Genomic DNA, 19,712 nt, shown 5'->3' on the forward strand with positions numbered 1-19,712 from the left:
GAGCCTCGAGGTTTGGGATACGTCGGGTAACGCACACTCGTGATCGTCACGAGCCGTTCGTTCGAAAGGCTTACGCTCGTTGCCGTCTCATTCCTCGATGTTGTCGGTTTGGTCGGTGGGCGGCCGAACGGTGGCGTGAGCGTCGGCGCCGTAGCGAAGTCCGTCGATGAGCAGATCGACCATGCGCTGAGCGTGGCGGTCGTCCTCAGCGGGAAGGCACAGGTTGCCCACTGCCCGCAGTAGATCGTTGGGGTCGACGTCGGCGCGGACCTCGCCGCTGGCCGCCGCGGCCTCGAGTAGCGATCCGAGGGCGGGTCGCAGGCGCTGGTCGAAGTAGGCGGGCAGCGGCGAGAAGGCGGGGTCTCCGGAGTGCAGTGCCGCGGCGAGTCCGCGTTTGGTCGCCACGAACTCGGCGTACCGCCGCAGCCACCGCGCCAGCGCCTCGCCGGGTTCGTGCTCGGCCGCCAGGGTGGCGGCGGCGTCGGCGCAGGCGTCGATCTCGTGTCGGAACACGGCCACGACCAGGTCGGAGCGCTGCGGGAAGTGGCGGTAGACGGTGCCGAGGCCGACGCCCGCCCTGGCGGCGATCTCCCGCACCGGAGCATCGACGCCGGAGTCGGCGAACACCGCCTTCGCGGCCTCGCGCACCGCATCGATGTTGCGTTGCGCGTCGGCGCGCACGCGACGTGCCGTACCGCCTGATGCCGTCGATGGCCCCGGATTGTCGTTGTGCTCGATCGGCTTCTGGCCCATGCGGTTCCTCCTCTTGCATAACTGGAACGATGTTCCGTATAGTTCTGGAACACAGTTCCAATTGTATGGATGGTACGGCACCGCGGCGGTGCCGTACCGCGCACGCGCACCTTCGGGAGATCAGTTATGCAGTACCGCACGTTGGGCCGAACAGGGATCAAGGTCAGTCCCTACTGCCTGGGCGCCATGATGTTCGGGGCCGTCGGCAACCCCGACCACGACGAGTCGATCCGGATCATCCACAAGGCTTTGGACGCGGGGATCAACTTCATCGACACCGCCGACATGTACTCACACGGCGAGTCCGAAGAGATCGTCGGCAAGGCACTCGAGGGCCGACGGGACAATGTCGTACTCGCGACCAAGGCGCACCTTCCCATGGGGGAATATCCCAACCAGCAGGGCAATTCACGGCGCTGGCTCGTTCGCGAACTCGACGACTCGCTGCGCAGGCTGCGGACCGATCACGTCGACCTGTTCCAGATCCACCGGCCCGCGCCGGACACCGACGTGGAAGAGACCCTCTCCGCTCTCACCGACCTGATCCGCGCGGGCAAGGTCCGGGCCATCGGCACCTCCTCCTTTCCCGCGACGGACATCGTCGAGGCGCAGTGGATCGCCGAACGTCGCGGCCTGCAGCGTTTCCGAACTGAGCAGCCGCCCTACTCGATCCTCGACCGCGGCATCGAACGTGAGGTGCTGCCGGTCTGTCAGCGCTACGGGATGGGCACGCTGGTCTACAGCCCGCTGGGCGGCGGCCTGCTGACCGGCCGGTACCGCAAGGGGCTGCAGACGACAGCCACCGGGCGAGCTTCGGGTTCGAGCACCTGGGCGATGAGCGTCGGCTCGATGCTGTCGAGCAACTAGTCCCGCTCGCGCAGCAGGCGGGTCTGCCGATGACTCACCTGGCCATCGCATTCGCGATCGCCCACGCCGGGGTGACCTCGGCGATCATCGGACCGCGCACCATGCAACACCTCGACGACCTGCTCGCGGGCACCGAAGTCACCCTCGACGACGAGATCCTCGATGCGATCGACGAGATCGTCCTACCCGGCACCGACGTCGGCAGACTCGACATGGCCTACGTACCACCGGCCATCTCGAACGTGAGCCTGCGGCGCCGCCCGGCCGGCGAGCGCACCGCCGCCTGAGGCGGTGCCGGTCGCGGGCGGGTAATGCGAGTACCCATCGCCAGGATGTCATCGTGACCCGGGTCTGCGCTGATCACAGGCCTGATTTCTCGTGCTGACGGGTGTCCCGAAGGCGAGTTGTGGTGGTTGGCCGAGCACTCGAGACTGATTGGTATGGACCATCTCAGGTACGCCGGATATGTACCGGCCGAATACCGTTCGTTGTCCTTGCCTGCGCCGACCAGCATGTGGTGGCCCTGGCGGGGACGGCGTGTACACATCGCGCGCGCCGAGGTGCCCGACGCGCGGGTACGCGTGCTGATGATTCACGGTGCGGGCGGCCATGCCGGTCTACTGTGGCCATTCGCCGCCGTGGCCGCGCACGAGGGCGTCGAAGCGATGGCAGTGGATCTGCCGCTCTACGGCGACACGGTCGAACCGCGGCCCGCGGCGGTGCGATATCGCGACTGGGTGGATCTGCTGACCCAATTCGTCTGCGCTGAAACCGAATCCGACGATCGTCCGCTGGTGCTGTTCGGCGCAAGCATGGGCGGAATGCTCGCCTATGAGGCAGCGGCACGCACCCGCGCGGTCGCGCACGTCGTAGCGACCTGCTTGCTGGATCCGGTCGACCCCGATGCCCGGCGCGCTGCCGCCCGCTGGTCGGCGACCGGCGGGATCGCTCCCGCCTTGCTCGCCGCCGTCGAGCCGGTCCTGGGCGGGATTCGGGTCCCGATCCGCTGGATGGTGGACATGAAGAATATGAGTCTCGACCCGAAGCTGTCCCGGTTGTGCGCGATGGACCCCAGAGGCGGTGGGGTCAGCGTTCCACTCGGCCTGCTCGCCGACTTCCTGCGTTTCCGGCACACGCCGCCGGAGGATTTCACCGCCGCACCGGTGACCCTGGTGCATCCGGCCGCGGACCGCTGGACAGCGCCGCAGCTGAGCATCCGGTTCCTCGATCGGATCGCCGCACCTACGCGGTCGGTGTTGTTGGCAGGCTGCGGTCACTTTCCGATCGAGGAGCCCGGCATCATCCAGCTCGCCACGCAGCTGCGCGACGTGCTGGAAACGGTTGCGAAAACCGCTGGTCGACCGTCACGTTCCGGCATCGGGGACGAGTCGCAGAGCCAGCGCCACGAGATGCTCGGTGGTGAGGGTGTGCCGAGGTGACACCCTGTGCACCTGGGCGTCGACCGTATGCACGAGTATTCGCGCGGTCAGTTCGGCGTTCTCGCCGCCGCGCCCGCACCGGTCGAGGTGGAAGGCAACCTCATCGACGAGGTAGTCCTCGAATGCCCGCAGCATGTGCAGGTCTGCCGGCGCCTGCGGCGCGAGTCTGTGCATGAGCGCGTGCAATGCGGGCCGGTCCCGGTGGAGTTCTACCACGGCGTCGAGGATTACCCGCAAGGTCTCCTCGAGCGGTGGCGTGGCGGTGCGTAACTCCGCGAACACCCTGCCGAGTCGGGTACCGGCTTCCGCAACATGCCGTTCGGCCAGGACACGCAATAGAGCATGCTTGTTCGGGAAGTACTGATACAGCGTCCCGATCGAGACCCCGGCTCGTTCGGCAATACGATTGGTGGTTGCGGCCAGCCCTTCCCGGGAGAACATCTGCGCGGCCGCTTCCAGCAACGTATCCACCATTTCACGGGACCGTTGCTGCCGCGGAGTACGTCGCGGACCATCAACCATGTCACCAGCACAGTAGCAGCGAGAAGGTGACCTGCGGCCCGGTCGCGGGATGAGCGGGCCGGTTCGGCGCCCGGCATTTCATGCATGCCGGGCGCCGAACGGGTCAGCAGAGGGGTTGTACCGAGCCGGCGAACTGGCCCGTGAGCAGGCACCACAGATTGCGCCATGGGGAATTCGGGCCGGGTGCGGACTGGCTTGCCGAGCCGGATTCGGCCGCGTGCGCCGCCGGGATCGCGGTTGTGTGAGCGGTGCCGAGCAGAGCGGCCGCGATCGCGAGAGCGACGGTGGTGCGTTTGACGTACATTCGTACCTACCTAGGGTCGGGTTGGTGCGGTCAGTATCGTCGGCCGATGCTGGGTCCGGGCAGCCCCGAACTCCGCTGGCAGCAGATCAGGTGGCGGCTGGTTCGGTGACCGGATCCCGTTGCGTCACAGGGGATTGCGGCATTCGGGCGGCCATACCGACCAGGCCCGCGAGCGCGGCGACCGCTGCTGTCACGTACCATCCGCGCTGAAAGGCGGCGAGCGTCGCCTCCGGCCCCGCGGGCGAGCCGAGCGCCGCGACCAGAACGGCCACGCCGACGGCGAGGCCGATCTGCCGCGCCATGCTCAGCACTGCGGACCCGGTGGCGAATCGCTGAGGTGGCAATCCGCTGGTCCCCGCCGCGAAGGCGGTCGGTAGCGTCAGCCCGACGCCGATGCCGCTGACCACCATGCCGCCGAGCAGTCCGCCGACGTAGTCGGGTTGCAAAGTGATCGCCTGCGCCCACCACAGCATGGCCGCCCCGAAGATGATGCCGCCTGCCGCGATGACCGGCCCGGCGCCGATCCGGCCGATCAGGCGCCCCGCCAGAACTGCCACCACCGGCACCATCAGCGGCCCCGGCGCGATCGCCAAGCCGGTGCGCAGCGCCGACCAACCCCAGACGTTCTGCGCCCACAACACCACCGAAAGCAGCATCGCGCCGAACGCGACATTGAAGAACACCGCGTTGCCGGTCATCAGTGCGAAGTTGGGGGCGCGCAACAGCGCCGGGTCGACCACCGGGCTGTGGTGGCGGGCCGAGGAGACGACGAACGCGACCGTCAGAAGCGCCGCGGCGGCGAAGGCGGCCAGTACCCCGGCCGCCGACCAACCCCAGTCCTCGCCCTTGACCAGTCCCAGCACGAGGGCGGCGATCGCACCGACCAGCAGCGTCGCACCGGCCAGATCGGGCAGCCTTCCTCCGTCACCGGGCGGGTCGGGCAGCATCCGCAGTCCGGCCACCACCGCGACCAGCCCGATCGGCACGTTCACCAGAAACACCCAGCGCCAGCCGAATTCGACCAGGACACCGCCCAGCACAGGCCCGAGTGCCGCGCCGAGCCCACCGAACGCGACCCACAGTCGCACCGCGGCGGCGCGCCGCTGCGGCGGGCTCGCGGCCAGCACCAAGCCGAGCGACGCCGGGGTCAGCAGGGCGCCGCCGACCGCCTGGATCACGCGGAACACCACTAGCGACCCGACGTCCCACGCGGTCGCGCACAGCGCCGATCCGATGACGAACACCGCGAGTCCGAGCAGAAATGTGGTGCGGATGCTGCTGCGATCACCGAGTCGCCCCGCGGGGACGAGCAGCGCGGCGAACACGATCGCGTAGGCGTTGAGCACCCAGGACAGTCCGGCGAGCTCCGCTGCGGCGAAGTCGGCCGCCATGTCCGGCAGCGCGACGTTGACGATGAACAGGTCCAGGCTCGATAGCAGCACGCCGACCGAAACGATGGCGAGCACGATTCGGAAGTCGGCGGCGGGCCGGCTCGCGGCCGTGGCAGGGGAATGCACGATTGTCTCCGTTCAGCCGAGTACGCGGCGGGTCTGCCGGGCCGAGGCGAGCAACTGCCCGTCCTGGTTCCAGATCGAGATGTCGTCCACCGACCAACCGCTCCCGGTCGAGGCGTTCGCGGCGCGCACCAGCACGGGCTGACCTCCGGCGGGCTCACGGTGCAGGTACATCGACTGCGCCACGGTCGGGACCGCGACGGGTGCGCGCAGGGTGGGGAACACGGCGGGCGGCAGCGCGTCGGCGAGGATGGCGAGCGTCGCCGCATTCGTCGGCAGTTCGGGCACCAGGCTGATCCACGCGCACATCATGCGTTCGTCCGCCCCGGTGAGCGGCAGCGGTCCCGCGCAGGGGCGAATGTCGAAATGAGCTCCTACCGGCACGATTTCCGGTGGGAGGTTGAACTTCGCACATGCTTCGGGGCGGGGTACCTCCGGTGCGGGCTCTCCTGCGTAATCATCGACGCCTGTCGACACCGTGCGTCCGAGCGTGATGGAAGCCGCGGCGATCGGACTGCCATCTTGGTCGGCTCGCATCTCCAGGGCGGCGGTGCTGCGGCCGACCGTGTGCTCCCTCGCACGGAAAGTCAGCGCGCCTTCCGTGGGACGGCCGAGAAAACGCAGGTCTACCGCCCGCACCGGCAGCGGATCGGTAGCCGCTTCGTGCGCCGCTTCTATGAGCAACGCGGCGATCACGCCGCCGTGTGGTCCGGTCCAGCCGCGCCAGGTGCGGTCGACGCGCGCCTGCCACCCGTCGCCGGTCCGGGTCAGCGCGAATTCCTCGGCGAGCGTGCGCCCAGTGAGTTGCATCATGCAACGAACCATAGGATAGTGAGTTCTATGAAGCAACTGACTATGCTGACGGGTATGCGCAGGACGAGCTTCGAGGACATGAACTGCTCGCTGGCCCAGTGTCTCGAGGTGGTCGGGGAGTGGTGGACGCTGCTGATCGTGCGCGACGCGCTGTTCGGCGTGACGCGCTTCGACGACTTCCGCGCCCGCTTGGGTATCGCGCGCAATGTGCTGACCCAGCGGCTCGAGCATCTGGTCGATCACGATGTGCTGACCCGAGAGCCCTACCAGGACAACCCTGTTCGCTACGACTACCGCCTGACTCCGAAAGGGCGTTCGCTGTGGCTGGTGGTCACGGCCATGCGCCAATGGGGCGACGAATGGGCGGCCCCGGACGGTCCCCCCGTGCAGACACGGCACACCGGTTGCGGACACCTGGTAACCATCGAGCCGGTGTGCTCCGAGTGCGGAGAGCGCGTCGGCACCCGAGACCTGCGCCCGGTCCTCGGACCGGGCGCCAAGGACCCGTCCCTCCTCCCGTCCGGCTGATCGCTGCCCGCGCGGCACGGCGGGCGATCCGGCGTTAGGCTGCGGCGGTGGCGGACGGGCGAGTGCGGCAGTTGATCGACACGGTGGCGTGGGTGCGGATCGAGGGCGGACGGATCCTGTGCGCCAGACCGCGCGGCAAGGACGTCTTTTACATCCCCGGCGGCAAACGCGAGGGTGGCGAGACCGATATCCAGACGCTGCTGCGCGAGATCGAAGAGGAGCTCACCGTCGCGCTGCTGCCGGAGACCGTGGCGCACGTGGGCACCTATGAAGCCGTGCACGGCCCTGCGGACGCCGCGGTGGTGCGGATGAGTTGCTACACCGCCGACTATCGCGGGACGCTCGCCGCAAGCAGCGAGATCGAGGAGGTCGCGTGGTTCGGCTACGCCGACCGCGCTCTTGTTCCGCCGGTCGACCAGTTGCTGTTCGACGATCTGGTGAACGTCGGTCTGCTGCGGTGAATCGCGGGCCGAACAGCGCTACCGTCGGCGCTATGGCGTGGCTTCGGGCACTTCTGCGGTATGCGGGATATGCGCTGTGGGCATTGCCGCTGGCGGGACGACGGATTCCGACCCGGTTGCGGGTGCCGCGGCGGATGCTGGGTGAATCCGTTCTACCGCACAAATTCTCGCTAGCCCGGTCGGTACTGCATTCGCTGCTCAGTGGCGGCGTCGGCCTGCTGGCCTGGTTCCTGGCATTTCTCGCGGTGATCGCCGCGATCCGGGGCATCTGCTATCCGCTTGTCGCGAGCGGCAACCTCGAAGGATCCTGGGGCGGGCCGACATTGGCCGGCGCCTGGGCGGTGCACGCCCTGCTCGGCGTCGGCCTGCTGCCGGTGTGGCTGCTGGTCCTGGCTGGGCTCGGCGCGTTCCAAGTGCGCCTGACCCGCGGCCTGCTCGGCCGGAACGGGCCGTGGTGGCCCGCTCCGATCGCGGTGGCATTGGCCGCGGGAGGTGCGCTGCTGTTCTTCGCCTGGCTGCGCCAAGTGTGAGCGTTCACGCGCAGGAATCCTCTGGCAGCAGAAGTTGCAGGAGCGGTCTACTCAGGTGGTGGCATGCGCGCGCTGCGCGCGTTGGATCAGATGCTCGACGAGAGTGAGCAGCACGGTCTTGCAGGAGTTGCGGTCGCGGGCGTCGCACAGCATGACCGGGGTGACCGCGTCGAGGTCGAGCGCGTCGCGCACCTCATCGATCGTGTAGTGCGGCGCCCCGTCGAAGCAGTTGACCCCGACCATGAACGGCAGGCCGCGGCGTTCGAAGAAGTCCACGGCGGCGAAGGAATTGCCCAGCCTGCGGGTGTCCGCGAGCACCACGGCGCCGAGCGCGCCCCGCGCGAGTTCGTCCCACAGGAACCAGAAGCGGTCCTGGCCGGGGGTGCCGAACAAGTAGAGCACCAGGTTGCGGTCGATGGTGAGCCTGCCGAAGTCCAGCGCGACCGTGGTCGTGGACTTCTGCTCGACGCCGGAGAGGTCGTCGATGCCGGTGCTCATCTCGGTGATCAGCTCTTCGGTGCGCAGGGGCGCACATTCGCTGATCGCCGAGACCATGGTGGTCTTGCCCACGCCGAACCCGCCGGCGACGAGAATCTTGACCGAGGCGGCCAGCTGCGGCGTGCCGCTCGGGTCAAATTTTACGGATTCCATCCAGTACCGCTCGCAATATCTTGAGGTCATCGGGGCCGGCCTCCGTCGGAACGGGGGCGCGGAAGATCAATTGCCCATCGCCGATCAGATCACCGACGAGGATCTTGGTCACCGCGAGCGGCAACCGCAACTGTGCGGACACTTCGGCAACGGTCTGTGAAACCCGGCATAGCCGAAGAATATCCAGATACTCCGGTTCGAAACGTCGCTGGGCGGGCGCTGAGTGGTCGACGACCACGGACGTGAGCATGTCCAGTTCGGGTCCGGAGTTGGCGGTACGTCCCCGCGTGAGCGCATAGGGACGAACCAGCGGACCTGCCGCTTCGTCGAACCAGGGCTCACGCGGGTTGGTCATGGCAGGTTGGGCTCGACCTGTCCGACGAGGTCCTGCCGCGGTGTGGTGGATAGGTAGCTGCCGACGCGCTGGACGGTCAAGTTCATCTCGTAGGCGACCATGCCGAGGTTCGCCGACTCGGTCGCTTGCAAAGCCAGGCACGCGTTGTCGCCCGCGGAGGTGACGAACAGCACCGCGCGGTCGAGTTCGATGACGGCCTGGCGGACGCCGCCGCCGTCGAACCGGTTGCCCGCGCTGCGGGCCAGCCCGTAGAGCGCCGAGGACATCGCGCCGAAGTGTTCGGCGTCCTCGCGGCTCATGCCGCCGGAGCGGCCCAGTAGTAGACCATCGGTGGACAGCACCACCGCGTGGCGCACGCCCGCCAGCCGGTCGACGAGATCATCCAGCAGCCAATTGAGATCACCTGCGGCAGAAACGGACACCCCTAGCCTTCCTGTTCATCCGAAATGACGGCGCGACGGCCCTGCCGCGTCCCGTTCTCGATGGCGGACATCAGATCGCGGGCCTGTTCGGCGGAGCGTGCGGGCTGCGCGGACGCGGCCAGCTCCTGGACCGGTTGCGCCAGTTGCGGTGCGAGATTGGTCTGTCGATTTCGCCGGGGCAGCGCGGGGCGGCCGTCCGGGCCGGGCTCGGACGGCGCCTCGGTGAACGGCCGTGGTCCGTAGCGCGACGGACTCGCCGGTGCGCTGGTCGCCACCGGCGATGCGCCGGTCGGCGTGGGATCCGCCGCACCCGTTGGCGCGGCGCCGTTGTGCTTACCCGGATCGGTGAGCTCCGCCGGTGTCGGCGGCGCGTCGGTCTCGCCGGTGATGAGCGCGGTCGGAATGATCACGATCGCCTTGATCCCGCCGTAGTCGGAATCCGATAGCCGCACCGCGATGCCATGACGCGCGGCCAGCTGGGCGACCACGAACAACCCCAGCCGCGAGTCGGCAGACAAGGCGGCCACCCCGAAGTCGGGTGGGTTGCGCAGCATCTCGTTCGTCTTGACGACCTCGGCCTCGGACATGCCCATGCCCTGGTCGGCGATCTCGACCACCACGCCCTTGCCGACTACGTTGCCGGTCACTTCGACACGCGATTGCGGCGGGGAGAACGAGGTGGCGTTGTCCACCAGTTCGGCGAGCAGGTGGATGAGGTCGGCGACCACGGCGCCGAGCACCTGAGTCTCCGGCAGCCGGGTCACCCGGACTCTGGCGTAGTCGAGAGTCTCGCCGACCGCGCTGCGCACCACGTCCCTCAGCGGAACGGGGTTGCGCCACTGCCTGCCCGGCTTGCCGCCGCCGAGAATGGTGAGATTTTCCGCGTTGCGCCGCCCCCGGGTGGCCAGATGGTCGAGGCGGAAGAGCGTGTCGAGCAGGGCAGGGTCTTCCTGCCGCTGTTCGGCCTCGTCGAGGATCTCCAGCTGCCGGTGCACCACGATCTGGCTGCGGTGCGCGATGTTCAGGAACACCGCCTTCACACCCTCGCGGGTGCGGGCTTCGGCGACCGCGGCGCCAACGGCCGCGGAGTGTGCGTGCTGGAACGCCTTGGCGACCTGGCCGATCTCGTCATGTCCGTAGTCCAGGTCGGGGGATTCGGCTGCGGGATCGACGGTTTCGCCGTCGCGCAGTCTGCGCATCATGTCCGGCAGTCGCTCGTCGGCCAGCGCGAGTGTCTCGCCGCGCAGCCGCTTCAGCCGGCGGATGACGCGGTTGGCGATGACCACCGCGACGAGAAACGCCAGCCCGCTCACCAAGAGCACGCCGCCGCCCGCGACGGCGGATCTGGTCGCCGCGGCAGCCGCCTTGTCCTCGGCGAGTTTCTGCGAGGCCCGGTTGTGCCCGGTCCAGGCGTCGACGAGGCCGCGGCTGACTTCGGCTGCGGCACTCTGCCATTCCTGCGTATTCAACGGCAACGGGGCCGGGCCCGCAGGACGCGCGCCGGTACCGGACGTGCTCGGGCTGGCCGAACCGGTCGGGGCCGGGGCGGGCGCCATGGCGCGCTGGGCGATGGCGTTCTCCATCGCGGTCAGCTGCTGCCAGGCCGTCCCCGCGGTCAGCGCTTGGAGATGCCGCTGCTCCGCGCCCTCGAGTTCGGCGCTGAGCGCAGCGATCTCGGTGTGGTAGAAGCCGATCTGCCGGAGGTATTCCTCCACGGGGATGACCGGGGGGTTGGTGGGGTCGCTGAATATCGCCCCGAGCGCGTTGCTGCGCGCCATCGCCTCAGTGGCGTTGAACAACCGCATGCCGGTGGCGATTCGCAGGGCGATCTCGCTGTCCGGTGCGGTCTGCTCGGCGACTTTGGTGCCCACCGAGATGACGTCGAGCAGCCTGTTGAAGAACAGGTAGGCGTCCGCGGGCGGCAGCGCGGCCGCGTCGACCCCGGAACGCACCGCCGTCATGTGCTGCAGGAGCGTGGTGAAGCCGGCGACGTTGTCGCCCAGCTTCGAGTCGTCGACCTCGCGGATGCCCTCGCCGGCCGCGACGAGACCACGCAGGGCCGCGTCCAAGCGCGTCCGCGCGGGGCCGAGGGCGGGTGCGGCGGTGCCGTCGCCGGAGAGCTGGGCGAGCGTGAGGTGGCGTTCCAGTTGGACCGCTTCCATCATTTCCCTGGTCGAGGGGATGGCCTTCTGGTTCTCCGCGGCCCAGTCCTTCGCCTTCGTTCCCTCGGCCACCAGATAGCTCGCAGCGCCCACGCCGACGACAAGCAGAGTCAGGCTCGGGATGAGCGCGATCGCCAGAATCCGGGTCCGGACCCCGAGCCTCGCTCTGAACATCGGCACAACGTAATTCACGAACCCGGTAAACCGAGCCTCCTGTCCCGATGAGCGAGACTCGATTTGACCGAGGCCGGTCCGCTGTGGTTCTTGCCGATGAAAATTATTGCCTCCGTGCATAACTGGAGAGGATGGTAGTGGACCTGTGGCTGCGTGTCGCCGCAGCCACGGTGGCCGATACGGAAGCGGCGGGTCCGGCGACTTCATGGCGGCGGGTGCGCGGCGTAGATTGTGTGTATCCCGGAGTTACTCACAAGTAGGAGGCGACGATGCCCGCCCCGAAAGCCGACGTATTCGACCGCCTGAGCGCGCTGGCCGCGATCGAGGCGTCCACCGAACGGCAGCACAAGACGATCGCTGAGACGTTTACCGGCAACCCGCTCGGCAGCGTGCCGGTGGGCGCCGCGTCCGATGTCACGGCCGCATTCGACAAGGCCCGCGTGGCGCAGGAGCGCTGGGCGGCGCGGCCGGTGGCCGAACGCGCCGCGGTGCTGGAGCGCTACCGCGCACTGGTCGTTCGGCACCGCGAGTTCCTGATGGACGTGGTCCAGGCCGAGACGGGCAAAGCGCGCTGGGCGGCCCAGGAAGAAATCATCGGCCTGATGTTCGCGGCCCGCTACTTCGCCAAGGTCGCACCCCGCTTGCTGGGCGCCCACCGGGTGTCGGGCGCCTTCCCGGTGCTCAACCGCGCGTCCGTTCGTTCCCTGCCCAAGGGCGTGGTCGGCGTCATCGCGCCGTGGAACTACCCCCTGCTGCTCTCGATCGGCGATTCCATTCCGGCGCTCATCGCGGGCAACGCCGTGGTGGTCAAACCCGACAGCCAGACCCCGTTCTCCACACTGGCCGGCGCGGAATTGCTCTACCAGGCGGGTCTGCCGCGCGAGCTGCTCGCGGTCGTGCCCGGCCCGGGCGCCGTGGTCGGCACCGCGATCGTCGACGCCTGCGACTACCTGATGTTCACCGGTTCCTCGCAAACCGGCCGCCACCTGGCCGAGCAGTGCGGCCGCAGGCTGATCGGCTTCTCCGCCGAACTCGGCGGCAAGAATCCGATGATCGTCGCCAAGGGCGCCGACCTGGACAAGGCCGCCACGGCCGCCGTGCGCGCGTGCTTCTCCAATGCCGGACAGCTCTGCATCTCCATCGAGCGGCTCTACGTCGAGCGGGACGTCGCGGAGGCGTTCACCGAGAAATTCGTCGCCGCGGTGAACGCCGCGAAACTCGGTGCGGCCTACGACTATTCGACCGACATCGGCAGCCTCATCTCCGAAGCGCAGGTGGAGACGGTGTCCAAGCACGTCGCGGACGCCACCGCCAAGGGAGCGAAGGTGCTGACCGGCGGCAACGCCCGCCCGGATCTGGGTCCGCTGTTCTTCGAGCCGACGGTGCTGGCCGAGGTGACCGACGAGATGGAGTGCGGCCGGAACGAGACTTTCGGGCCGCTGGTATCGATCTATCCCGTCGACAGCGTCGACGAGGCTGTGCGGCTGGCCAATGACACCGAGTACGGCCTCAATGCCTCGGTCTGGGCGGCGAGCAAGTCCGAGGGTGAGCGCATCGCGGCGCGGTTGCACGCGGGCACCGTGTGCGTGGACGAAGGCTACGCACCGGCCTGGGGCACCACCGCGGCTCCGATGGGCGGCATGGGCATCTCCGGTGTCGGCCGCCGCCATGGCCCCGATGGCCTGCTGAAGTTCACCGAACCGCAGTCCATCGTGGTGACCAGGTTCCTGAATCTCGATGCGCCGAAGCTCTTCCCGAACCGCATGTGGCAGCCGTTCCTGATGATCATCGCCCGCATCCTGCGCTACCTGCCCGGACGCTGACGCACGATGTCCGCCCGGGTGGTCGTGCCCACCCGGGCGGACACCCCGCCGGCTCGCTGACGCAGCTCAAGCCAACCGGTCGGCTCCGGTGCGCGGCGGCCCGCCGTCCGCCAGCGCTGCTGCTTCCTCGTCGGTGAGCAGCCGTGTCCTGATGACGAAGTGGGCGTCCTCGGGCGGGCAGCCGCCGGGTCCGTCGACCACGTCCAGGGTCAGATGGGTGTGCTTCCAGCGTTCGTATTGCTCTGCGCCCACCCAGAATTCGGTGTGCCACGGCAGGTTGCCCACCAGCACGTCCGCGCCGCCGATCCGAGCCTGGCGGATGGGCAGGCACCTCGGCGAGTTCCCGTCGCGGTATCCGCCGGACTGGTGGAACAGCACCGCGCCGTGCTGTTCGATCATGCGGCGCAACACGATCCTGGCCCGATCGGTGATATCCACCCGGCGGACTCGCCGCGCCAGCGCCGCGCCGTCCGTCGGGCGGCGATGGCGTGGGCGTAGGGGGTCGGATAGCCGACGCTGCCGTAGGCCCGTCCCCGCTCTGGTGTAGGTCATGATTCCTCGCAGATCTCTCGGATCGGGCCCACTATGGTCGGCCGAGGTTGGCGCGAGGTTGGTGCTAGTCGCGCAAGGCGGTATGCAGCCGGGCGGCAACCACCGCACGGCGGACGTCGTCGCGCGGCAGCAACCGCAATGCGTGCTCGTGCACCTCGACATCGGCCGGGACGCGCTCGCCGAACGCCACCGCGTGCTCGGCGCGGTCACTGGCGAGCACTGCGGTCCGCACGCCCACGTCGAGATAGTGGCGCCACTGCAGCACGCCGGGGGTCTCCGATCCGGGCAACAGCGGACCGCGATACAGCCAAACCGCCGAGGTGGTATCGCCCGCCCTGATGGCAGCGAGCAGGTCGACGGCGTCGCAGGCCACGGGGCCGGTCAAAACGTAACGGCGATTGCTGATTTCGCCGCCGGTGGCACGGCGCAGATGCGAGACGTCGGCCTTCAGGGTGCTCGTAGAGACCGAGCGATCGCCATAGATGGCGTCGTGCAACTGCTCGGGGGTGAAGCCGTCCGGCTGGAGTGCCAGCAGCGCGAGGATCTCCAGTTGCCGGGGCGGCAGCCGCAGCGGTCTACCGTCGCGCGAGAGGCGGGCGGTGCCGAGGCATTCCAGCCGCACGCCCGGTGCCGGTGCGGGCTCGGCGGAACGCAGCATCGTCTCCGCCGCCGTGGCCAGCGCGCGGACCGAGGTGAGCACCGCGGGGTGGGACCGGTCCCAGGAACTGGACAGATCCAGCACGCCGAGCACCCTGCCGTCGGGCCCGTGGATCGGTGCGCAGTAGCAGACCCAGCCGTGCAGCGCGGCCACCAGATGCTCGGCGGAGAACACCGACGCCGCGCGCTCGCTGTGCAGCGAGAGCGCCACACCGTTGGTGCCCATATGGCTTTCGTCCCAGCATCCGCCGGGCGCGAAGTTCACCTGCTCGGCTTGCCTGCGCAGTGTGCGATCACCGCAGGACCACAGGACGGTGCCGGCGGGGTCGGTGACCACGGCCAGGTAGCCGGAATCCTCGGTGAGGGCGTGCAGTTCGCCCGCCAGCGTCGTCACGGGTCCCCGCAGTGCGGACGCGGCCCACCGGTCTGCGACATCGTCCACTCCGGGCGCGACCGTGCGACTGGGATCGACGGTGCGCAGTGAACGCCGCCAGGATTGCGCCACGTCAGTGCGAAGCACCGTGTTCGGGGGTGCGGGCGGGGGTGTGGTGTGTGGAGCCGTCGCCCAGCGCTCCCATTCTCGTTCGAGTTCGGTCCGCTGCTCTGTCAGGGTGCGGAACTGCGCCACGTGGAAGACCCATCGTCGTCGTGTGAGCTCATATTCGCTCTCTCATTGTGGCGGACGCCGGTGAGGAGCGTTACAGAGTGACACAGACCGGTCGGTCGCTACGGGTTTCGGGCAGCACGCGCCCCGGCTTAGGCTTGCTGTCCATGGCGACCGTTTCGCGGCGGGCGCGTCTCGCCGATGTGCACGAGGTGGCCTCCGGCATGCCGCACGTGACACGCATCGAGGGACCGCGGGGCAACCCGATCTATCAGGTCGGGGGGAAGTCGTTCGTGTTCTTCCGGAATCCGCGTCCGGATGCGGTGGATCCGGTGACCGGCGAGCGGTACACCGACGTCATCGTGGTGTGGGTGCCGTCGGAGTCGGACAAGCAGGCACTGGTGCAGGACCCGGACTCGCCGTTCTTCACCACCCGGCACTTCGACGGGCATCCCTCGGTGCTGGTGCGCGCCGGCCGGATCGGCGAGCTGAGCCGTCAGGAGCTCACCGAGGTGATCCAGGATGCCTGGCTGGCCCGGGCCTCGCGCAAGCGGGCGGCGGACTGGCTCGCCGCCCATCCGCCGCGCTGACCCGCGCCGGTCACTTGCGGATGAAAATGCCTGCTACATCGGCGTTCTTGATCGGGGTGTCGGTATTGGCCTGAGCGCCGCACAGCAGGTCGACCGAGACCATCGTGGCGTCCACCACGGTGCCCGCCGGCTCGCGGTCGTCTTTGCTCTGCTGTTTGACGAACTTGGTGATCGTCGTGCGCTTGGTGTCCTGATCCTGCTTGACGTACTCGCTGCACGAGGTGTCGCCGCCGCGGTTGAGCGCGCGCTCGATATCGGTGCAGCCCGCAAGCACCATGGCGACCACCGCGATCCCCAGGCCGGCTCGTCCGGTCCGTGACAGCGTGGCGTTCATGGGCTCCTCCTGAAGGGTTCGGCCGCGGCGACATCCGCCGCGATCGCAGTACACCCTAAGGCCCTGCCGCGCCCGTCACGCGCGGAAGACGCACAGCGGAACGTTCATCTCCGCCGGGGTGAGCGAACCATGATGGCCGACCAGCCGCGACTGCAGCGGCTCGATACCGCTGCGGATGATCCCACGCCGCCCGCGGGCGACCACGACGAGATCGCCGATGCGCTCGGCGTTCGTGGGGGTGACCGTCGGGCCGAACCAGCACCGCGCCACCGCCTCGTCCCTGGTGAGCACCTCGAAATCGGCGCCGAGCGTGTCCTGCCAGGTCGCTGCGACGTCGGCGGCCGCGCCGGCGACGGTGTAGACGTGCCGGGCGCGGGCCTCGCCGCCCAGTTCGCGGACGCCCTCACGCAACGCGTCGGTGGTGTCGAAATCGACCCGTCCGTCCAGTTCCACCATGCCGTGATCGGCGGTGACGAGCAGCGCCGCGCCGGGCGGCAGCTGCTCGGCCAAGGCGGCGGCGAGCCGGTCGGCGTTGGCGAGCTCCAATTCCCAGGAGCGGGACGAGGGACCGCGCACATGCCCGGTCAGATCGAGTTCGCCGTGATAGGTGTAGACCAGCGAGCGCGACCCGCACCGCACCGCCTCCGCCACGTTGGCGACGAGATCGCCGAAGGAGAACTGCGGGCGGAATTCGCAGCCCCGCAGGACCGCCCTGGTCAGCCCAGAGCCGGCCTGATCGTGCGGCGAGACCTGGGCGACCGCGATCCCGTCGGCTACGGCGCGTTCGAAAACCGTTGGCCGGGGCTGGAACTCCTCCGGCACGAGCTCGGCGCGCAGATCGGCTTTGCGCGGGTCGCCGTGCAGCCGCCAGGCCAGCGGATTCAACAGATGATCGTAGCCGGGGATGTTGAGCAGATAACCGACGATCCCGTGCTCGCCGGGCGGCGCGCCGACGCCGAGCGAGCCCAGGCTGGTGGCTGTCGTCGTCGGGAACCCGGCGGTCAGCGAGACGGGCGCGAGGCCGGACAGGAAGGGCGCCGCGGCGGGGTTCGCGGCGAGCGCGTCGTAGCCGAGCCCGTCGATCAGCAGGACGCAGACCCGGTCGACGCCGAGCTCGAGACCGAGGCGGTCCTCGGCGCCGGGGACGCCGAGTCCGGCCAGAACCGAGGGAAACAGATCGGCCAGAGAACTCGTACCGTAACGGGGCGCGACGAACACGAACGTCAGGATGTCAACGTCGGAGCCCGGATGGCAAGGGCATTCAGGCCTGGCCGGTCTCGAAGCGGCTCACCTTGCCGTCGCGCACGACGAACCGCCAGTTGGTGCGCATCGAGCCCCACCGCGAATTGGTGTAGTCGGCAACCAGTTCGGTCCCGTCGTCGCCGATGGATTCGACCTGCATGCGGGCGTTGCTGTAGAAGATCTCCGCTTCGGTCCACTGGGCGAGGTTGCGTTCCACACCGTCGTCGGACATGGTCGCGTCGTCGGTGAGCACCGCGTAGAACCGGTCCTGATCGTTGGCGTTGAGCGCGTCGACGAACTCCTGCACCGTCGGATCCAGCTGGGCGTTCATCCGTGTCGTCCTCTCGGATCGATGGGGGAACAATCAGGCAGCAAACCTCTGGCGTCTACTTTAGGTCAGCGGCGGGGTGCTGGGCTCGATCAGTGTGGTGAAGGTCCGCATGACATCGTCCACCAGATCCGACGCGGTGGTGCCGAACTGTATCGCGCGTTTTTCCAGCTGTCCGTCCAGCCACAGCGAGGCCAGGCCGTGCCCGAGCCCCCAGAACATGACCGCCAGCGTGTCGGCTTTGTCGGCGGGTAGTGCGCCCGCGCGCACACATTGGGCTATCGCGTCGGCAAGAACGCCGAACGCGGCATCGCCCGCGGCCATGGCATCAGGGTGCTTGTCCGGCTGGGAGAGCTCCGGCCGGAACATCAACCGGAAATAGGCCGGTTGCTCGCGGGAGAACCGGACGTAGGCGCGGGCCATCGCGCTGAGCGCGCCCATGGGCGTCGTCGCGTCGTCGCGGGCGGCGGTCAAGTACGCGCCGAGCGACTGGAAGCCCTGGGTGGACAGCGTCGCGAGCAAGGCGGCCCGGTCGGGAAAGTGATGGTAGGGCGCCGCGGTGCTCACTCCGGCCTCGCGGGCCACCCGGCGCAGGCTGACCGCGGCGAGTCCCTCGGTTTCGATCAAACGCAGGCAGGCCGCCAGCAGCGCGTCGCGCAGGGCGCCGTGGTGATAACTGGTCCGCGTCACCATCCGAGCGTATTCGACGCGCCCTGGACAACCTAACTATGCGGTGCTTAGATTATCTGAGCGGCGCTCAGATGAGCGCCGCGGTAGCCACTTCACGAGACGGATGGACACATGAGCACACGGGTATTGGTCACCGGCGCAACAGGATTCGTCGCCGGTCATGTCATCGCCGAGTTGCTGGAGCACGGCTACGCCGTGCGTGCGACAGTCCGCGACCTCGGCGCCACCGCCAAACGAGCGCACCTGGTCGAGCTGGCCGAGCGGATTGGGGGCGAACTGGAGTTCACTCGAGCCGACCTGGACCGCGACGACGGCTGGGCGGCCGCCGTCGCAGGCTGCGCCGCGGTCATGCACGTCGCCTCGCCGTTCCCGGCTGCTCCGCCGGACGACGAGGGTGAACTCATCGACACGGCCGTCGAGGGCACCCTGCGTGTCCTGCGCGCCTGCGCCGCTGCCGACGGCGTGCGCCGAGTGGTGCTGACCTCCTCGACCGCCGCGATCGCGTACGGCCACGCCGACCAAGCGCTGCGCACCGAGGCCGATTGGTCGGTGGTCGAACGCAGCGCGGCCTATCAGAAGAGCAAGACGCTTGCCGAGCGGGCGGCCTGGGACTTCGCCGGAAGCCTGCCCGTCGGCGGCAGGTTCGAGCTGGTCGTCATCAATCCCGGCATGGTGCTCGGGCCGGTGCTGTCCGAGGCGACGAGTACCTCACATGAACCGGTGCGCAGGCTGCTGGCCCGGGACATGCCCGGCTCGCCCCGGGTCGGCTGGGCCCCGGTGGACGTGCGCGATCTCGCGGTGGCGCACCGCCTCGCACTGGAAACGCCCGAGGCCGCGGGCAACCGCTACATCTGCGCGGGCGAGCACCTGGGAATGGGAGACATCGCGCGCATCCTCGCCCAAGAGTTCGGCCCGCGTGGGTTCCGGGTACCGACCAGGCAACTCCCGGACTGGGTGGTCCGATCGGTCGCGATCTTCGACAAGGGTGTTCGGCTGACCGTCCCGATGCTGGGACGCACCGAACAGCTCAGCGCCGAGAAGGCCCGTCGCGAGCTCGGCTGGAGCATGCGCCCGGTCCGCGAAACGGTATTGGACACCGCCGAAAGCCTGCTCCAGCACGGAATCGTCGCGGGGCCGGCCAAGCGGAATACCGCGTCGTCGGCGACTGCGAGCGTCTGAGGAGCGCCGCATGCTGATCGCGACACTGATCATCACCACGGCCGCCATCGTGCGGCGGTGGTTCGGACGCCGGGCCTCGGGGGCGGACTCCGCCGAACGGCGGCCTGCCGGGTCGGTCCGGCAGGCGTTACGCCGTCCCGTACCGGTGGCCGCGACCGTTGTGACGCTGCTCGGGATCGCCGTCGCGGCGGGCACGCTCACTCAGTGCTGAACCGACC

23 protein-coding genes and 1 pseudogene are annotated in these 19,712 nt (G+C 68.9%); 9 read left to right on the forward strand and 15 right to left on the reverse strand.

Translation table 11 applies throughout. The features are described 5' to 3' along the window. Positions 1-87 precede the first annotated feature (87 nt). Positions 88-753: a TetR/AcrR family transcriptional regulator gene (locus tag NA4_RS08005; protein ID WP_084496891.1), complete on the reverse strand. Its 666-nt coding sequence runs from the start codon at positions 751-753 to the stop codon at positions 88-90. Between the two features lie 126 nt (positions 754-879). Between NA4_RS08005 and NA4_RS08010 the strand changes: the two are divergent. Beyond that, positions 880-1,907: pseudogene (locus NA4_RS08010) on the forward strand (aldo/keto reductase). Between the two features lie 153 nt (positions 1,908-2,060). After that, positions 2,061-3,059: an alpha/beta hydrolase gene (locus NA4_RS08015; RefSeq protein WP_067466355.1), complete on the forward strand. Its 999-nt coding sequence runs from the start codon at positions 2,061-2,063 to the stop codon at positions 3,057-3,059. Here NA4_RS08015 and NA4_RS38800 read toward each other — a convergent pair. The 4 genes from NA4_RS38800 to NA4_RS08035 all read right to left on the reverse strand — a co-directional run bounded on the left by NA4_RS38800 (position 2,985) and on the right by NA4_RS08035 (position 6,212). After that, complete coding sequence (locus NA4_RS38800) at positions 2,985-3,533, reverse strand: TetR/AcrR family transcriptional regulator (RefSeq protein ID WP_245671186.1); 549 nt, start codon at positions 3,531-3,533, stop codon at positions 2,985-2,987. The genes NA4_RS08015 and NA4_RS38800 overlap by 75 nt on opposite strands. A gap of 151 nt (positions 3,534-3,684) precedes the next feature. Then, a complete protein-coding gene (locus NA4_RS08025; protein WP_067466361.1) occupies positions 3,685-3,885 on the reverse strand; it encodes a hypothetical protein in 201 nt (66 codons plus the stop codon). Between the two features lie 86 nt (positions 3,886-3,971). Next, entirely contained in the window at positions 3,972-5,402 is a 1,431-nt protein-coding gene (locus tag NA4_RS08030; protein WP_067466364.1) for an MFS transporter, read from the reverse strand. A gap of 12 nt (positions 5,403-5,414) precedes the next feature. Continuing rightward, the gene (locus NA4_RS08035; protein WP_067466367.1) at positions 5,415-6,212 is read right to left on the reverse strand and encodes a thioesterase family protein; all 798 of its coding nucleotides are present in this window, start codon (positions 6,210-6,212) and stop codon (positions 5,415-5,417) included. Between the two features lie 54 nt (positions 6,213-6,266). Here NA4_RS08035 and NA4_RS08040 point away from each other — a divergent pair, with 54 nt between their 5' ends. The 3 genes from NA4_RS08040 to NA4_RS08050 are packed head-to-tail and all read left to right on the forward strand — an operon-like array spanning position 6,267 to position 7,731. After that, positions 6,267-6,740 (forward strand): winged helix-turn-helix transcriptional regulator, encoded by a 474-nt coding sequence (locus tag NA4_RS08040; protein ID WP_067466536.1) that lies wholly within the window; start codon positions 6,267-6,269, stop codon positions 6,738-6,740. Between the two features lie 47 nt (positions 6,741-6,787). Continuing rightward, positions 6,788-7,201: an NUDIX hydrolase gene (locus tag NA4_RS08045; RefSeq protein ID WP_084496894.1), complete on the forward strand. Its 414-nt coding sequence runs from the start codon at positions 6,788-6,790 to the stop codon at positions 7,199-7,201. 32 nt (positions 7,202-7,233) lie between these two features. Next, positions 7,234-7,731, forward strand: coding sequence for a hypothetical protein (locus NA4_RS08050; protein ID WP_067466539.1), 498 nt, complete (start codon positions 7,234-7,236; stop codon positions 7,729-7,731). 51 nt (positions 7,732-7,782) lie between these two features. Here NA4_RS08050 and NA4_RS08055 read toward each other — a convergent pair whose 3' ends face one another. The 4 genes from NA4_RS08055 to NA4_RS08070 are packed head-to-tail and all read right to left on the reverse strand — an operon-like array spanning position 7,783 to position 11,495. Further along, positions 7,783-8,382 carry a GTP-binding protein gene (locus NA4_RS08055; protein WP_067466379.1) on the reverse strand — a complete coding sequence of 200 codons (600 nt, stop codon included), beginning with the start codon at positions 8,380-8,382 and terminating at the stop codon, positions 7,783-7,785. After that, entirely contained in the window at positions 8,363-8,737 is a 375-nt protein-coding gene (locus tag NA4_RS08060) for a DUF742 domain-containing protein (RefSeq protein ID WP_067466382.1), read from the reverse strand. Before NA4_RS08060 ends, NA4_RS08055 begins: the two co-directional genes overlap by 20 nt. After that, positions 8,734-9,159 carry a roadblock/LC7 domain-containing protein gene (locus NA4_RS08065; protein ID WP_067466386.1) on the reverse strand — a complete coding sequence of 142 codons (426 nt, stop codon included), beginning with the start codon at positions 9,157-9,159 and terminating at the stop codon, positions 8,734-8,736. The genes NA4_RS08060 and NA4_RS08065 overlap by 4 nt, the downstream gene beginning before the upstream one ends. Before the next feature lie 2 nt (positions 9,160-9,161). After that, positions 9,162-11,495, reverse strand: coding sequence for a sensor histidine kinase (locus NA4_RS08070; protein ID WP_067466389.1), 2,334 nt, complete (start codon positions 11,493-11,495; stop codon positions 9,162-9,164). 269 nt (positions 11,496-11,764) lie between these two features. On the opposite strand from NA4_RS08070, the gene NA4_RS08075 reads away from it, so the two are divergent. After that, a complete protein-coding gene (locus NA4_RS08075; RefSeq protein ID WP_067466392.1) occupies positions 11,765-13,318 on the forward strand; it encodes a succinic semialdehyde dehydrogenase in 1,554 nt (517 codons plus the stop codon). 66 nt (positions 13,319-13,384) lie between these two features. On the opposite strand, the gene NA4_RS08080 is transcribed toward NA4_RS08075, so the two are convergent. Beyond that, entirely contained in the window at positions 13,385-13,870 is a 486-nt protein-coding gene (locus NA4_RS08080) for a DUF779 domain-containing protein (RefSeq protein ID WP_084496895.1), read from the reverse strand. 64 nt (positions 13,871-13,934) lie between these two features. Continuing rightward, entirely contained in the window at positions 13,935-15,155 is a 1,221-nt protein-coding gene (locus NA4_RS08085; RefSeq protein ID WP_067466396.1) for a sigma-54-dependent transcriptional regulator family protein, read from the reverse strand. A gap of 143 nt (positions 15,156-15,298) precedes the next feature. Between NA4_RS08085 and NA4_RS08090 the strand changes: the two genes are divergently transcribed. After that, positions 15,299-15,721: an MmcQ/YjbR family DNA-binding protein gene (locus NA4_RS08090; protein WP_067466399.1), complete on the forward strand. Its 423-nt coding sequence runs from the start codon at positions 15,299-15,301 to the stop codon at positions 15,719-15,721. A gap of 10 nt (positions 15,722-15,731) precedes the next feature. Here NA4_RS08090 and NA4_RS08095 read toward each other — a convergent pair whose 3' ends face one another. The 4 genes from NA4_RS08095 to NA4_RS08110 all read right to left on the reverse strand — a co-directional run bounded on the left by NA4_RS08095 (position 15,732) and on the right by NA4_RS08110 (position 18,318). Further along, complete coding sequence (locus NA4_RS08095; RefSeq protein ID WP_067466402.1) at positions 15,732-16,055, reverse strand: hypothetical protein; 324 nt, start codon at positions 16,053-16,055, stop codon at positions 15,732-15,734. Positions 16,056-16,130: 75 nt separating this feature from the next. Next, positions 16,131-17,273 (reverse strand): alkaline phosphatase family protein, encoded by a 1,143-nt coding sequence (locus NA4_RS08100; RefSeq protein WP_067466405.1) that lies wholly within the window; start codon positions 17,271-17,273, stop codon positions 16,131-16,133. Positions 17,274-17,316: 43 nt separating this feature from the next. After that, entirely contained in the window at positions 17,317-17,628 is a 312-nt protein-coding gene (locus NA4_RS08105; protein ID WP_067466408.1) for a nuclear transport factor 2 family protein, read from the reverse strand. Between the two features lie 60 nt (positions 17,629-17,688). Then, on the reverse strand, positions 17,689-18,318 hold the full coding sequence (locus NA4_RS08110) for a TetR/AcrR family transcriptional regulator (RefSeq protein WP_067466411.1): 630 nt from the start codon (positions 18,316-18,318) through the stop codon (positions 17,689-17,691). A gap of 108 nt (positions 18,319-18,426) precedes the next feature. On the opposite strand from NA4_RS08110, the gene NA4_RS08115 reads away from it, so the two are divergent. Both NA4_RS08115 and NA4_RS08120 read left to right on the forward strand, forming a co-directional pair. After that, complete coding sequence (locus tag NA4_RS08115; protein ID WP_067466414.1) at positions 18,427-19,494, forward strand: NAD-dependent epimerase/dehydratase family protein; 1,068 nt, start codon at positions 18,427-18,429, stop codon at positions 19,492-19,494. A 10-nt stretch (positions 19,495-19,504) separates the two neighbouring features. Continuing rightward, the gene (locus tag NA4_RS08120) at positions 19,505-19,705 is read left to right on the forward strand and encodes a hypothetical protein (protein WP_067466417.1); all 201 of its coding nucleotides are present in this window, start codon (positions 19,505-19,507) and stop codon (positions 19,703-19,705) included. Positions 19,706-19,712: the final 7 nt, after the last annotated feature.

This window comes from Nocardia amamiensis NBRC 102102 (assembly GCF_001612745.1).
GTDB classification, from domain to species: domain Bacteria; phylum Actinomycetota; class Actinomycetes; order Mycobacteriales; family Mycobacteriaceae; genus Nocardia; species Nocardia amamiensis.

Coding starts and splice junctions, on each gene's coding strand:
- NA4_RS08115 (WP_067466414.1), top strand. CDS start 18,427: ATGAGCACACGGGTATTGGTCACCGGCGCAACAGGATTCGTCGCCGGT.
- NA4_RS08055 (WP_067466379.1), bottom strand. CDS start 8,382: ATGGAATCCGTAAAATTTGACCCGAGCGGCACGCCGCAGCTGGCCGCC.
- NA4_RS08070 (WP_067466389.1), bottom strand. CDS start 11,495: ATGTTCAGAGCGAGGCTCGGGGTCCGGACCCGGATTCTGGCGATCGCG.
- NA4_RS08120 (WP_067466417.1), top strand. CDS start 19,505: ATGCTGATCGCGACACTGATCATCACCACGGCCGCCATCGTGCGGCGG.
- NA4_RS08075 (WP_067466392.1), top strand. CDS start 11,765: ATGCCCGCCCCGAAAGCCGACGTATTCGACCGCCTGAGCGCGCTGGCC.
- NA4_RS08015 (WP_067466355.1), top strand. CDS start 2,061: ATGGACCATCTCAGGTACGCCGGATATGTACCGGCCGAATACCGTTCG.
- NA4_RS38800 (WP_245671186.1), bottom strand. CDS start 3,533: ATGGTGGATACGTTGCTGGAAGCGGCCGCGCAGATGTTCTCCCGGGAA.
- NA4_RS08090 (WP_067466399.1), top strand. CDS start 15,299: ATGGCGACCGTTTCGCGGCGGGCGCGTCTCGCCGATGTGCACGAGGTG.
- NA4_RS08105 (WP_067466408.1), bottom strand. CDS start 17,628: ATGAACGCCCAGCTGGATCCGACGGTGCAGGAGTTCGTCGACGCGCTC.
- NA4_RS08110 (WP_067466411.1), bottom strand. CDS start 18,318: ATGGTGACGCGGACCAGTTATCACCACGGCGCCCTGCGCGACGCGCTG.
- NA4_RS08095 (WP_067466402.1), bottom strand. CDS start 16,055: ATGAACGCCACGCTGTCACGGACCGGACGAGCCGGCCTGGGGATCGCG.
- NA4_RS08025 (WP_067466361.1), bottom strand. CDS start 3,885: ATGTACGTCAAACGCACCACCGTCGCTCTCGCGATCGCGGCCGCTCTG.
- NA4_RS08080 (WP_084496895.1), bottom strand. CDS start 13,870: ATGACCTACACCAGAGCGGGGACGGGCCTACGGCAGCGTCGGCTATCC.
- NA4_RS08060 (WP_067466382.1), bottom strand. CDS start 8,737: ATGACCAACCCGCGTGAGCCCTGGTTCGACGAAGCGGCAGGTCCGCTG.
- NA4_RS08005 (WP_084496891.1), bottom strand. CDS start 753: ATGGGCCAGAAGCCGATCGAGCACAACGACAATCCGGGGCCATCGACG.
- NA4_RS08040 (WP_067466536.1), top strand. CDS start 6,267: ATGCGCAGGACGAGCTTCGAGGACATGAACTGCTCGCTGGCCCAGTGT.
- NA4_RS08050 (WP_067466539.1), top strand. CDS start 7,234: ATGGCGTGGCTTCGGGCACTTCTGCGGTATGCGGGATATGCGCTGTGG.
- NA4_RS08035 (WP_067466367.1), bottom strand. CDS start 6,212: ATGATGCAACTCACTGGGCGCACGCTCGCCGAGGAATTCGCGCTGACC.